General features: G+C 62.2%; 19 protein-coding genes. 3 read left to right on the top strand and 16 right to left on the bottom strand.

Features of this window, described 5'->3' with window-relative positions; all coding sequences use genetic code 11:
• Positions 1-53: 53 nt before the first annotated feature.
• Complete coding sequence (locus GR158_RS12305; RefSeq protein ID WP_134652614.1) at positions 54-377, top strand: hypothetical protein; 324 nt, start codon at positions 54-56, stop codon at positions 375-377.
• Positions 362-838 carry a thermonuclease family protein gene (locus tag GR158_RS12300; RefSeq protein ID WP_134652612.1) on the top strand — a complete coding sequence of 159 codons (477 nt, stop codon included), beginning with the start codon at positions 362-364 and terminating at the stop codon, positions 836-838. The genes GR158_RS12305 and GR158_RS12300 overlap by 16 nt, the downstream gene beginning before the upstream one ends.
• A 178-nt stretch (positions 839-1,016) precedes the next feature.
• Here the strand turns inward: GR158_RS12300 and GR158_RS12295 are convergent, their stop codons facing one another.
• Genes GR158_RS12295 through GR158_RS12240 form a run of 12 tightly spaced genes read right to left on the bottom strand, consistent with a single transcriptional unit; the run spans position 1,017 to position 8,123 of the window.
• Positions 1,017-1,454, bottom strand: a complete 438-nt coding sequence (locus tag GR158_RS12295; RefSeq protein WP_134652610.1) for a phage tail assembly chaperone — start codon at positions 1,452-1,454, stop codon at positions 1,017-1,019.
• A complete protein-coding gene (locus tag GR158_RS12290; protein WP_134652608.1) occupies positions 1,447-1,881 on the bottom strand; it encodes a phage protein in 435 nt (144 codons plus the stop codon). Before GR158_RS12290 ends, GR158_RS12295 begins: the two co-directional genes overlap by 8 nt.
• A 13-nt stretch (positions 1,882-1,894) precedes the next feature.
• The gene (locus tag GR158_RS12285) at positions 1,895-3,037 is read right to left on the bottom strand and encodes a DUF3383 family protein (protein ID WP_134652606.1); all 1,143 of its coding nucleotides are present in this window, start codon (positions 3,035-3,037) and stop codon (positions 1,895-1,897) included.
• Positions 3,038-3,069: 32 nt separating this feature from the next.
• On the bottom strand, positions 3,070-3,579 hold the full coding sequence (locus tag GR158_RS12280; protein ID WP_160871315.1) for a hypothetical protein: 510 nt from the start codon (positions 3,577-3,579) through the stop codon (positions 3,070-3,072).
• A complete protein-coding gene (locus tag GR158_RS12275) occupies positions 3,576-3,902 on the bottom strand; it encodes a hypothetical protein (RefSeq protein WP_160871314.1) in 327 nt (108 codons plus the stop codon). The genes GR158_RS12280 and GR158_RS12275 overlap by 4 nt, the downstream gene beginning before the upstream one ends.
• Positions 3,899-4,378, bottom strand: a complete 480-nt coding sequence (locus GR158_RS12270; RefSeq protein WP_160871313.1) for a hypothetical protein — start codon at positions 4,376-4,378, stop codon at positions 3,899-3,901. Before GR158_RS12270 ends, GR158_RS12275 begins: the two co-directional genes overlap by 4 nt.
• Positions 4,375-4,590 carry a hypothetical protein gene (locus GR158_RS12265; RefSeq protein WP_160871312.1) on the bottom strand — a complete coding sequence of 72 codons (216 nt, stop codon included), beginning with the start codon at positions 4,588-4,590 and terminating at the stop codon, positions 4,375-4,377. The genes GR158_RS12270 and GR158_RS12265 overlap by 4 nt, the downstream gene beginning before the upstream one ends.
• A gap of 10 nt (positions 4,591-4,600) precedes the next feature.
• Positions 4,601-4,990: a DUF4054 domain-containing protein gene (locus tag GR158_RS12260; protein ID WP_160871311.1), complete on the bottom strand. Its 390-nt coding sequence runs from the start codon at positions 4,988-4,990 to the stop codon at positions 4,601-4,603.
• Positions 4,991-5,039: 49 nt separating this feature from the next.
• Positions 5,040-5,552, bottom strand: a complete 513-nt coding sequence (locus GR158_RS12255; protein WP_160871310.1) for a hypothetical protein — start codon at positions 5,550-5,552, stop codon at positions 5,040-5,042.
• Between the two features lie 10 nt (positions 5,553-5,562).
• Positions 5,563-6,501, bottom strand: a complete 939-nt coding sequence (locus tag GR158_RS12250; protein WP_134652592.1) for a DUF2184 domain-containing protein — start codon at positions 6,499-6,501, stop codon at positions 5,563-5,565.
• Between the two features lie 12 nt (positions 6,502-6,513).
• Positions 6,514-6,978 carry a DUF2190 family protein gene (locus GR158_RS12245; RefSeq protein WP_134652590.1) on the bottom strand — a complete coding sequence of 155 codons (465 nt, stop codon included), beginning with the start codon at positions 6,976-6,978 and terminating at the stop codon, positions 6,514-6,516.
• A complete protein-coding gene (locus tag GR158_RS12240) occupies positions 6,978-8,123 on the bottom strand; it encodes a DUF2213 domain-containing protein (RefSeq protein WP_160871309.1) in 1,146 nt (381 codons plus the stop codon). The genes GR158_RS12245 and GR158_RS12240 overlap by 1 nt, the downstream gene beginning before the upstream one ends.
• Before the next feature lie 35 nt (positions 8,124-8,158).
• Here GR158_RS12240 and GR158_RS12235 point away from each other — a divergent pair, with 35 nt between their 5' ends.
• Positions 8,159-8,350 carry a hypothetical protein gene (locus GR158_RS12235; RefSeq protein ID WP_134653274.1) on the top strand — a complete coding sequence of 64 codons (192 nt, stop codon included), beginning with the start codon at positions 8,159-8,161 and terminating at the stop codon, positions 8,348-8,350.
• On the opposite strand, the gene GR158_RS12230 is transcribed toward GR158_RS12235, so the two are convergent.
• The 4 genes from GR158_RS12230 to GR158_RS12215 form a co-directional block, all read right to left on the bottom strand.
• Complete coding sequence (locus tag GR158_RS12230) at positions 8,347-9,036, bottom strand: phage minor head protein (RefSeq protein ID WP_160871308.1); 690 nt, start codon at positions 9,034-9,036, stop codon at positions 8,347-8,349. The genes GR158_RS12235 and GR158_RS12230 overlap by 4 nt on opposite strands.
• A 125-nt stretch (positions 9,037-9,161) precedes the next feature.
• Positions 9,162-11,018, bottom strand: coding sequence for an anti-CBASS protein Acb1 family protein (locus tag GR158_RS12225; protein WP_160871307.1), 1,857 nt, complete (start codon positions 11,016-11,018; stop codon positions 9,162-9,164).
• Positions 11,011-11,169 carry a hypothetical protein gene (locus tag GR158_RS12220; protein WP_160871306.1) on the bottom strand — a complete coding sequence of 53 codons (159 nt, stop codon included), beginning with the start codon at positions 11,167-11,169 and terminating at the stop codon, positions 11,011-11,013. Before GR158_RS12220 ends, GR158_RS12225 begins: the two co-directional genes overlap by 8 nt.
• Positions 11,166-12,500: a phage terminase large subunit gene (locus tag GR158_RS12215; RefSeq protein WP_160871305.1), complete on the bottom strand. Its 1,335-nt coding sequence runs from the start codon at positions 12,498-12,500 to the stop codon at positions 11,166-11,168. The genes GR158_RS12220 and GR158_RS12215 overlap by 4 nt, the downstream gene beginning before the upstream one ends.
• Positions 12,501-12,503: the final 3 nt, after the last annotated feature.

The raw sequence follows: 12,503 nt of genomic DNA, 5'->3' as shown, positions 1-12,503 counted from the left end.
GATTGCAGACCTCAGTAGCCATATTGATGGGCACAACCCATGGGAGGATTTCGATGAAGAGTTTCGGACTTGCTATCTTCGCGCTTCTGGTTGCGGCGGCTTCAGTCGCGGCGGATAACTGGCGGGAGAAGGCCATCGCACTGGTCCAGGAAGAGCCGAAGGTCATCGAGGCGATGTTCCCTCAGCCAATTTCGCTATGGGTCTCGGTGCGCGATGACGGCTCAAATCGAGACGGATATGCAGATTACGTATGCTTGCTTTTGAGCGAGGCCGGCATGCCCGAAGGGGAACACATAACGATCAGAATCCTGGATGCCGCAGCGCTATCAAACGACCAAATGACCGAACTTGGCAGGAGCCAATGCTCAAAGGGTTAGTCATCACTCTCGCCCTCGCCGGCCCCGCATTTGCAGCAGAAGACATAACCGGCCGCGCCTCTGTCATCGATGGTGACACGATCGATATCCAAGGCGTCCGCATCCGGTTCGACGGTATTGATGCGCCCGAGAGCAGGCAGAGATGCCTCAACAGCGCCGGAGAAGCCTACCGCTGCGGCAAGACCTCAGCCGAAGCGCTAGACGCGTTCCTCGCCCAATCTCGGCCGGTTTCCTGCAAGAGGACCGGGCGAGACCGCAACCGGATCGTGGCAATCTGCACCCGTGCAGACGGAACCGACGTGAACCGATGGCTGGTCCGCAACGGTCACGCCATCGACTGGCCGAAATACAGCAAGGGACGGTATGCCGCTGAGCAGCGTGAGGCAGAAGCAGCGAGGGCCGGGATATGGGCCGGGATCTTCGAGTGGCCTTGTGTCGTGCGCGGCGCGCGCTGCGACTAATCCTTGCTCTTTTCCTGCATCGCCCCCTTCAGATCGAGCGCTTCATGAGCGTCCATGACGTCTTGAAGCGTGACCCATTGCCTTAGATCGGCCTGAGTATAGATCGGCGGGTCTGCAAGGATCGGCCGCCACAGCCACATGTTGAGGTTCGGGGCTATGCGCCCGACCTCGGCATTGGTCAGGCCCTTCCCGCCACCCCGCGGCTGCCACTGCCCGGCGCGGCGGAGAAAAAATCCCCGAACACCTCTTTCAGAACGAAGGCCACGACCGGGATGATGGCGCCGAAGTCTTCGGACAGGTCCCCGTCGAGGTCCATTGTCTCGTAGTGCCCCGACGGACGCTTGAGCTTGGCAAGCCCGACTATATCGCCGACCAGATGAGCGAATTCGTGGGGCTCCAGCCCCTCGAAGACGCCGGTGAGCACCCCGATGAACTTGACGCCGACCGCCTGCTTGGCTTCCTCGCTCTGGGCCGACCGAATCGCGCCGATAAGGTCGGGCAGCTGGTCGGCCACGCCGCCGGCCGCACGCATCAGCCGGGCTTGCAGGCGCAGCGCCTCAGATGCAAGGGGCCGGTCAACCCGGATTTCCATGTTCCGGATCTTACGCTCAGCCATTCGGAATCTCCGCATTGAACTCGCCGGTCACGAGGACCCATTCGCGAACCGTGGCATTCGCGCCCTTCGTGTCAGTCGGCGCGGTCTGGATGAAACACTTGTCTGCCGTCCCGCCCTCGCCGCTCGACGTGTCGTAGGCGGTGACCGGGAATGCCGTTGCCGGCGAAGCAAGAGCCTGCTGGCGCTTGAGCTTCTGCTGGAGCAGCCGGTGCGTCGGGCTGGTGTGCTGCAGCCGGAGCGTGATCGTCGCGCCGCGGTTGGCTGAGACGGAGAACAGGGCCGAGCCGTCGGCGCCGATGAGCATGGTGCCCTTGTCGGCGATCGGCGCGATGCTGATTGCATCGTCACCGTCCCAGAGGCCCTGGATGATCTGGCCATCGACCGTGTTGGCGGTATTGATGAATCCATATGCGGAAGTAAGTGCCATGGGTCAGGCCTCCTTAGAATGCCATCTGGTAGCGGACGACGGCATAGTGGACCGCGCCGGCATAGCGGAAGCGGCATTCGATGTTCGGCGCGATACGGGCCTTGCGCTGGCTTTCCGGCACGTCGAAGACGCTCGGAACGGTGATCTGCACCGCGGCCTCGTAATCGCCCGTCTCCGGGTTGAGGTCGTTGGCGACGATGCCGGCGCGAATGGCTTGCTGCATGACCGTGCGGACCGCGCCGGCCAAGACCTGCATGCCGCTGTCGTCGAAGCGGACGCGCGGGTTATTGAGGAAGATGCCCAGCATCTCCTCCTCTGTCCGGGCAATAATCCAGTCCGTCGCGTGGATCTCGTCGAGGAAGACGTTTGCCGTGAGGGTCGAGCCTTCGACGACAAAGTTGCGGCTGCCGATGTCGATATAGGTGTTGGCCATATGGCCGGCGGCTTCCGACTGGCCGACGCCGGGCGTGAAGCCCGTAACGGCGGTGAGCGCAGCGGAGCCGATGTTCACGGCGGGGATGCCCGGCAGATACTTGAACTTGGCGGTGTAGGCCGTGTTCGCTTCATCGAAGCTGCGGGTCTGCATGTACGCAGCGAGCGAAGCAGCGGGATAAACGTCTGCCGTCGTGTGATAGAACACGCCGGCGCGATCAAAGTCACCCTTGTTCGCCGCAGCAATCGACGTGGTAGCAGCCGGGTTCTCGGTGTCGTCATCGTTGCTGTCGATGATCGCGAGCTTCGGCTTTGCCTGGATCCAGGTCAGGAGGGCCGAGAGGGCCGCCACGTCGCGCAGATTGGCCGCGATGGTGAGGAAATACCAGTCGCTGTCGTAGGCATAGAGGAGATCGAGCTGAGCGGTCAGTTCCGGGCCCGTCATCGTGCCATCGTCGGCGACATGGCCGATCTTGAGCAAGCGCGGGCGCGGGTTCTGCGAGAACGCCGAGAGCGCGGCCTTGTAGGCGCTGGTGGTCGGCGCCCAGTCGGTGGCGACCTCTTCCATCGAGCCGTAGGCCTTGGTGCGGGCCGTCGTGTCGACTTTTCCCGCCACCGTCTCGGTGGTGATGATGAGTTGCGTCCCGAAGCCACGGCGGCTGGGGAAAGCGTCATTGCGCGAGACAGAGACGTCCACCACGCGCGAATAAGGGATCACCGCCATGGCGATTTCCTTTCTGGTTGGGTTTTCAGGGGTTATTCAGCCCGAGCGATTTCGAAGCTGTGTTCGTCGATTACGTCGACCTCGCCGACGCTGTCACGGATGATGCCGCGAACGATGATGTCCATCTGAGCGCGGGGCTGCCATGCATTGTTGATCCAGTCCGGTACGTCCCGGATGGCTGAGACCTCATGAACGTGCAGGCTTGGCATAAGCGGCTCCATGGCCTGCGATACCTTCATGGCCGATACGATCGGCCGAAGCCGATCGGTCGGGCTGGGGCCGTAAGCATGGACGGAGAACCGCCATTCCATTTCGATGACAGGATACGCCGTGACGATCTTCTCGCCGGCCGAGTTCTCCGCATCGGTCTCGGTGTATTCCGTCTGCTGGTGCCAGCGCCGTACCTCTGCGGTGCCAGTGTCGTTGACCATCACATAAGGCAGAGCCGGCGTCGGGCCGGACTGATGGGCCTTGATCGTGGCCGCTCCCGTCTTGGATTTGACCCAGCGGACGACGGCGCTGTGGACCTGATCATTGGTCATGCCAGTTTCCCCAGCGCAGCGCGATAGAACGCCCCCTCATCCCTCGGCCACACGAACAGAACCCGGTAGCGCACGCCCTTGTGGGTGATCACGTCGTCGAGAACGATGTCCGAACGGCTCCAGCACATCCAGCCGGCCTCCGCGCGGATACCCTCCGGCATGTCCATGAGCTGATTGCCCTTCACGGGCTGAATGGCAGCGAGGATCGTGACGCTTGCAGCCGCACCCGGCACCCACTCCCCATCATCGTTGTAGGCACCACCGCTCCGACTCCGGATGACGTTGACGGCCTCCCCGTCGATGGCAATGGCAACGTCGATCATGATCCGTCCCACACCTTATAGGTCACCGCGCCGCGCATCTCGCCGGAATCGATCAACGGATTGCTTGAGCCTTTGAGTTCAATGGTCGTCGGACTGTTCGGCGGCGACTGGAGCGACGTGATGCTCTCTTGCACATCGCCCTGCGCCATGATCCCGAGCTTCGCCAGCACGACCGAGATCGACGTCTTGCCTGTGAGCAGCTTGGCCGCCGACGCTCGCATGCCGTTCCGATACTTGCCCTTGTTGTCCCGCATGGCATTGCGGAGGAATGGCCGCTCTGGTACCGGGCCGCCCCAGCCACCGCCGGAAGCCCCGCCGCGCGTGCCGAACTCGTTCCAGACGGCTTTCTGGATATTGTCGCTGTCGGCCTCACCGGAAGGGAAGCCGACCTTTACTTTCTTCGGGCCGCGCAAGCTGAGTTGGATCTTCGACAGATCGACACGCCGGCGGCGCACCACATCGACCGTGAAACTCACGCCTGGCTGGCCTCGGAAGGCTCGGAAGGCTCGGAGGGCGTTTCGGGGACCTTGCGCGTGCGGCCGTCGATCGACAGGTCCTGCGAGGCCCTGACCAGCTTCTCCCCGGCCTCGGTCAGTTCGACATCGCGGCTCTTACCGGGATGAATGAACACGACGCCGCTGGTGGTGTGGACGCCCTGGCGCTCTTTGCCCTTGTTCGTCACTTTCATGGCTGTCTCCTCAGACAACGGCCACGGCCGGGAAGTTCCGGCGCATGATGGCCAAGTATTCCTGCCCGTATGCCGTGAGCATGTAGCCGCTCGCGGCACTTCCGCCCGACGATCCGCCGGGAGTGGCGAACTCCGTCTCGACGTCGCCAACCTTGCGGCGCTTGACAAGGCCCGTCCCTGCCGATCCTTGGCCGGATGCGGTGCGGCCCGGCTCGCCTTCGATCGTCAGCCAATGAGCGACGAGAAGCATCTGAGCGCGGGCGCGGTCCTTCTCGACCCACGTCTCGCCCACCTCTGCCACTGCATCGTCGATCATCAACTGGATCAGGGTATCGCTCACCGGCGCGAATTCCGGATGGCGGGTCTTGAAGGTTGTTGGAGTCGGGGTGGTGTAGGCCATCTTCCATCCTCTGGAAGGAATACCCGGCGGAAAACCGCCGGGCTATTCGTTACTTCTTGGATGCCTCTACGTATGCGGCCTTGTCTTCATCGCTCATTGCGTTGAAAGCATCGGCATCCGCCTTGGAAAGGCCCGACAACAGCATGGTTTCACCCTGCGTGACGTTGAACTTGCCGCCGCCATGATGTTCAGCCTTGAGCGCTGCCGGTTGGCCTGAGGCCCCGCGATCAGCGATCAGCTTTTCCAGATCAGCGACCTTGGCCTTTTCTGCCTGAAGCTCAGACTGAAGAGCAGAGTAGCTTGCGTCGAAACGCTTGCGCATCTCCGCCATCTCTTCGGTATCGCCGTTCTCATCACGCTCGCCGAGCGCCGACTTCTTCTTGCCCTTGCCGTCGATGATGAGAGACCCATCCTTGACGAGCGCCGCAACGACGGGGTGCTCTTTCGAGGCATCCCAGATCTCGGGCTCCACCGCGATGGAGCCGTGGCCGGGGACAACCTCGCCCGTGGGGAGGCCGATGCCTCCCGCGAGGGCATTTTCAATAGTGACCTGTTTGGACATGGCGGCCTCCTCAGATGCCATCGAGGTAGCGCATCGCGCCCGGACGGCGCACTTCCACGCCACCGGTGCGGAAGATGCCCGGAACCTCGAACTTCAGGAGCCGCTGCTCTGCCTGAAGCCAGCGCAGCGGCATGGGGACGTGCATTTTCACAACATCGGGCGTGCGGCGGTAGGCGACCATGCGCTGGGTGCTGCCGGCACCGGCTGTCTCAAGACCGAACACGGCACGAATGGTCAGCGGCCGACCGGTACGGGCCGTGTAGACGTTGGCCCGCAGGATGTAATCCAGCAGGTTGGTCTCGGACGTCGGGTCGAGACGTTTGCCGATCAGATAGTTGTACCGATCCTGGCTGATCAAGATGGTATCTGCCGTCTCGATGCCGTTCGATTCCGTGAAGATAAGCCCGAGCACGCGGTTGAAGTCGGCGACCACTTCATCCGGGGTTTTGGTCGGCCAGGTTGCCGTACCGCCTGCGCCGTTCGCGGCGGTGAGAGCGGTGACGCTGGTCGTGTTGATCAGGCCGGACATGCCGAGCTTCGACCGGCCGATGAACGCGAGGTTGTCGATGAACTGCTCGTACTTGCGGCGGGCCGCATCAGCGCGCTCATCCGTCAGGCGGATGCCGTATGCCTGAGCATGGGCAAGCTCCTGAAGATTGTAACGGTAGCCAATGCCGACCATGAAGACGCGGCTCGAACCCTTGTCGAGCTTGAAGTCGACAAAGTTGATGTCGTCGCCATCGGGTGCGAATTCACGGGCTTCGCCAATGTCATCGCCCATCGAAAAGAAGTCGATGGCCGTCGTCCAGTCCGGTGCGGAATTGTCGACCGGGACAAGTTCCCGGTACTGAAAGTCCGGATACTGGCGGGCATAGATGCCGGGCTCGATATAGTTCTGCGCGGTGCGCAGGAAGTTCAGCGCCAGAGCGGGCGCATCAGTCGTGAACATGGTGATGTCCCCTTATTTGGTGACGCCGAGGCGAAGCTTGGCGATCTGGTTGGTGGTAGAGGTGACCGTCGCCCATTCCGCGTTCTCGATCAGCTGGTTGGCGCTGGAGTTCGAGACATTGGTGAAGGTGCCGGTCGGTGTCATGTAGACGGGATCGCCCTGCGCAACGGCGACGAGCGCCGTGACCCAGATCGAACCGTTTTTCATCACGCTGATCTGGTCGTAGGCCTTGAAGACCTCGCCCTGTTCAAACGGGATCGTGCGATCCGCCACGGCGATGCCAGCGAACTTGCCAATGGCCGCCGGAAGAGCGACCGTATCCTCGACCGTGCCGAAGAGAACGCCGCGCCCGAACGGGATATCGGCGGAAGCGGCGGCCACGATCATCGAAATGATGTGATGTGGCTCCGTCGTGGCGATCATGCCGGGATAACCCTTCGGCGTATCGCGAGAGTAAGAGACGGGAGGGATTGCCATTATGCGGTCTCCTTCTGGTTACCCTGCCAGGCGTTGCGATCACGCTGAAGCATGGCTTCGTAGGCCTTGTTGCTGTCGGTGAGATTGGCCGGCGCGCTGAGGCCATCGGCGACGACGCGGGCGAACGGATCGGGGTTCTTCTTGGCGTCTTCGGCCAGGATGTCGAAGCGCGCATCGATGTAGGCCTCGGGCTTGCCGGCGAGAGCCGCATCGCCGAGCTTGGCGACGACCACGGCCTTGCGGATATCGGCGTCGGTCAGACCTTCGGTCTTCACGTCCTTGGCGATGGACTTGGCAACGGAGATGAGGTCCGCGCGGGCCTGCACCTTGGCGTCGAGAGCCTTCTCGTCGAGAACATTGGCCTTGAGGGCGTCGATTTCGGCGTCCTTTTTGGCCAATTCGGCGTCCTTGGCGGCGATAGCCGTCTGGTGCGCCTTCTCGGCGTCGATGAACTTCGTGTTGGCATCGGCAAGTCGCGACTGCAGCGTGCCGATCACCGTGGCTCCCTGGTCGGTTACTTCGACCGGGATGCCATCGACGGTAACCGTCTTCAGGGTCATGATCTTTTCCTTTTCGGGTTGCTGATCATTGGTCACAGGGGCGGCGCCCCACGAAATCGCACCGTCACCGATGCGAGCTTGAGAACCAGCCCGCGCCCGATCGACGATCGCGAGATGGTTGATCTTGATGTTCGATTGCTGGGCGTCGAAGGCCGAGCCATCCGGAGCCACCCCGTCACCCCAGACGAGTTCACAGGTGTAACCGGCCGAAAGCTCGCGCTTGCCGGTCTCGACGGCCTCGATCGCTGCGGCGTCCTTCAGGATCAGCGGCAGGTGGACCCACTCGCCATCCTTTTTGGCTGCCGTGCTGACCTCGCCGACGGCGAGCTTCTTCCAGTTGTCGGCGGTCACAGCCTCCGCCGGGTGATCCATGGTGACCGGGGCGTGCGTGAAGCTCTGGAGGCTGGCATCGGCAAAGACCTGATCAGCGGGGCGGTAGACGCGCACCACGGGCAGTTCCGGCTTGCCGACCTCGGCCCCCGCATAAAGCTGGATGCCCGTGCGGACCGAGCGCGCCTCGGCGACAAGATATCCATCGGCCGTCCGACGCGTGCCGGACACCGCTACAGCGTCGGTGAATTGCATGGACATTGATCCTTTGATGCGATTACATCGCCGGCATGACCGACGAACAGTTCCGAGCCCTGCGCACGTTAATCCTTGACCAGAACGTCAAGATCGAAGCGCTGGCGCTCGAAATTCGGAAGCTCAAGCGGTCGATCGAGACGACGGAAGTCATCCAGATCGGCCCCGATGACATCGGCGATCGAGTTGACATGCCCGATGACGTCAAGAGGCTGCTGGGCCTCTAGAACTCGACGATACCCCGCGCGATGCATCGGCAGTTTATGGGCTGGCCTGGCGGAAGCCCCTGCTCCGCGCCGGTGGCCTCGCCCCATTTGTAGACCTTGCCGTCCATCCTGCGATGACGCTCGCGAACCCGCTCGTCCCGGCTGGTCATCCACGAGTAGGACGTCACGCCTGCCTGCTCCTGCCGGATGCGGTTCATATCGCTGTTCAGCTTGGCCGTCTGGTCCCGGGCGATGAGCTTCGCCCGCCGATCGGAGATGCCGAAGCCCTCGGCCAGCGCCTTCCGCAGCGTGGTCACCGAGTTCCCGGCGATACTGTTGTCATAGACCGCCTGCTGGATCCGCTTGATTGTGTCGTCGGCCAGGCCGGTGATGAGCGCCGTGTTGCGACCGGCGGCGGCTTCCAGATACGCGGCGAGGTCTTCCATCTGCACCACAGACCGAAGATCGATGCCCAGCGTTCTCTTGGCGGTGGCCATGAACGCTTCCGTGTGCCGGACCGCCTCCAGACGCATGACCCGGTTCACCGTGTCCGATGCGATCCTCTGTAAGGCGGCGGTGAGTGCAGCCAGACGATTGAACCACGACGGGTCCGCATCCCTCGTCATCGCCAGGCGCTTTTGCGCAAGTTCCGACTGATAGAGCGGAATGACGCTTTCCCGCGTCTCCCGCGCCATCTCGGTCAGCATGGAGCGTAGGGCGGCGTAATACTCACGTTCGGTTGACAGCCTTGGCTCTATAGCAGGCAGCTCAGCCTTGGTGCCCTTTGCTCGGCCGGCAGACCGGCCAAGCTTGGCGAGTGAATAGCGGAGCATCATTCCTCGCGAATGCCGGCTTGCCAGTCTTCCTTGACCTCCTGGAAGATTTCCGGCCCCAGCTCGATCTTGCCGCGGAACGGCTCGATGCTGTCGATGTCCGGCGCATCCGGGTCATAGCTGATGGTGATGTGCGGCTGGTACTCTTCGTGATCCCACGACGCACCGTTCCGCTTCATATCCTCATGGCGCCACGACAGCGCGCTTGAGGCGAACGCCAGCACCTTCGCCTCGCCGTTCTGGCCGAACGCTTCCATGAGGCGCGGTCCGCCGGCGGGGATGGTCAAGCCGCCCTTGCCGTTGTCCGACCAGTTGTCGCCCATCTTCATCCAGTCGACCGGAGTGCGGCTGAACGTGATGGTGACGTGCAGGTCATCCGCCGGGAGCGTGGTCTTGAAACCCTGCCCCTTCGCCCATGCAATGAGTTCGTCGGCGTTCAGGACGTCACGACGGACATAGAGCGTGCGCGGTGCGGCATCGCCCATCTGCTGGCGCGCTGCCTCGGCTTCGGCCTTCGCTTGGGCCTCTGCTTCCTTGTTCGCCTCGAATTCCTTCTCCCAATCCGTGCCGGTCTCTTCCATGGCCTGGTCAAGGCCGGGATAGAAAGAGCTTTCGACGAGCTGGTTGGCCACGACTGTTCGCAGCTCTTCCGAGGTGAACAGGCCGGTGCGGCCGAAGATTTCGGAGGTCTCGGCATACAGCTTGCCGATCTCTGCCTGCTCCTTCTCCGTCATCTGCTTGAGCGGGGACCACTCGTAGAAGATTTCCGCCGGGCGGCTACCGAGTGCAGAGCGGATCAGGCATTCATCGAGCCGATACAGCGCGGGCGTCATCTCCAGCGACTGGATGGACGACACCCGGTCGTAATAGTTGTTCATGTCCGATTCGCCGGTGGCGCTCATGCCTGCTGGCGATTGGCCAAGAAGGCGGGTCACCGGGATATCGGCTGCGCCGGCTGCCATCTGCAAGAACGTCTGCATGATTTCCGGCAGCTGGGCGAAGGTCACCTGTTTCCGCTCGTATTCCTCCTCTTTGTCGAGGATCAGGGCACGGTTGACGCCCTTGGCGGTTGCGGCAAGGGCGAAACGTTCCAGCAGACGGCTGCTGTATGCCGGATCGGAAAGGCTCGTCATGAAATCCGGTATCCGGAACACGTCAACGTTCGCCTCGAACACGAGGGACGCAATGTTGGCCGCCGTGGCGTCGGCATTCTTCATCGCCGTGTAGACGGCTTCCAGGATGCTGTCGCCCCAGCCTTGGTTCGGCCCCTGCGACAAGAGATTGTCAGCATGGGGTGCGCCTACGAACACAGCAAGGCGCGACGGATGGATACGGACCATCGAAGCTGTCGACGAGCCCGTGACCTCGTAGTAAGCGGGGCGGCCATAGAACTCCGAAAGAACGTCCTGGCTGATCTCACCAGCGGAGACATCGCGGCGGCCCAACACCGTGAGGTACTTGACCCCGCCCTTGCTGATGCGCTCCGGTTCGAGCGGCTGCATCAGGTCCGTGTCGCCAGTGCCGATGTACAGCGCAGCCCCGCCCCACAGGCGGGCCTTGACCTTCACCTCAAGCAGTTTGTGCCAGAACCCGAGACGCTTTTCCTCAGCCTCGATAAGCTCAATCTGATCCTGTTCCGCTTGCCAGTCGCGGCCCTTGCGGACGGCGTCCATGGCCGGGATGTCCACGATCTTCCGGCCAAGCCAGTTGCTCTTGTAGATCGCGGCCAGCTGGTAGTCGTCGAGGTACTGCAGGACATATGCGGCGCTCGCGATCTTGTCGCGCATCGGATCGCCAAGGCCGGCGACGACAGACCGAAGGCTGTCATTCGTCCGAAGCTGTACGACATTACCCATTGCGCTTGTCCCTGAGTTTCGGCGGGTTTTTCACCACGTCCCGAGCAATCCGCGGCAGAGCTTTAACCACACCCTTCACGCCGCCCTGCTTGCGGGCCTCGGCAATCATCTGCCGGCGCTTTTCACAGGAGCCACAGGCCATCGGCGTCATCCAACGTTTGAGAGGGTATAGTTCGAGCCGGTCAGCATGAGTTCTGTCAGCGCCCAGACAAGAGCGTCGGCACGGTCAGGTGATCCATCGCCGAGGTATCCCGACGGTGTGAAGTTGCACATCTGGTCTTCGAGGTCTGGGAAGTCACCGACATGATGAACCTTCCCCTGCTCGTAGAGAGCGCTGATCGGCTCTGCGCGTACCGCCTTGCCACGGCTGGCGACGACTTCCTTGAAGGCAGCCCTCTTATCGGCTGTCGCAACGGTGAAGCGCACCATGTCGCCACCGAAGTTGCGCTCACCGATGATCCGGTGGGCCCCGTGCCGATGATAGAGGTCTACCGCCCGCCTACCCCATCCTTCAGGGGACATCTGGCAGGTGCCATCCTCAATGATATAGCCGTGACCATCGACACCGAGACCCGCAACGATGATGCCGATATCGTCGCCACCATCATCCCCTCGCGTGCCGGAAGGGTCGATCGATACAACGATGCGGCGCATTTCAGGCAATGTCGCCACGCGGAGACTATCAATCCCCGGCATGGTCTTGCCGTCCGGTGCCTTGCGGTCCTCAAGCGCCCACAGCGCACCGCTGACTTCGCTGGCCCACTCACCTGCCTCAAACCGCAGTCGCTTGGCCGCCGACATCGACGCGAGGACATCGAAGTATTCTGCCGGCAGATTGTCCACGTTGTCCGCAGGATTTACCTGCATCTCAACGTAGTCTTCCGGCTTCGCCAGCGTCTCTTTCGTTCCCGGCTTCATCTTGGCCCGGAACATCTGATAGCTCCAATGGAGCTTAGATGGCGGGTTGCAGTCGAAGTAGGCCTTCAGCGCCAGGAATGTGCGGCCGGTGGCCAGCGCGATTGCCGGTGCCAGTTTGCATTTTTGGGCCAGGCGCGACATCGCCGTCTCGACCGACGCCCATGGTATCTGGCTGCTCTCGTTGAAGTAGAGCGTGGCGTATTCCTGACCGAGGATCTTTTCGACCCGCTCCTTGTCATCGAGGCCCGCAATCCAGATCTGTGATCCGTTCGGCAGTTCGATGTAGAAGTCCGTCTTATCGAACCGGACGCGAAGGGACGGGAAACACAGCGACAGCACCTTCGGCAAGGTGTCCGACCAAACCGATGTCTTGGCGTGGTTGAACCGGAAACGGAAGATGACGTGCCGAGATCCCGGCGCGTTGATAGCTCGCTGGATCAGCGCGCGCACCAGAACGAAGGTCTTTCCCGATCGAGACCCGCCGCGAAGCATAATATTGCGGGCGGGGCTGGCCAGGAGGCGGTTAGCCTCGCGCTGCTTCTCCGTTAATTTTACTGGTTCCATGCA

It is taken from the genome of Shinella sp. AETb1-6, from assembly GCF_009826875.1.
Taxonomy (GTDB): domain Bacteria; phylum Pseudomonadota; class Alphaproteobacteria; order Rhizobiales; family Rhizobiaceae; genus Shinella; species Shinella sumterensis.
The sequence above is the reverse complement of the archived record's forward strand: the minus strand, read 5'-3'. Positions and strand labels throughout refer to the sequence as shown.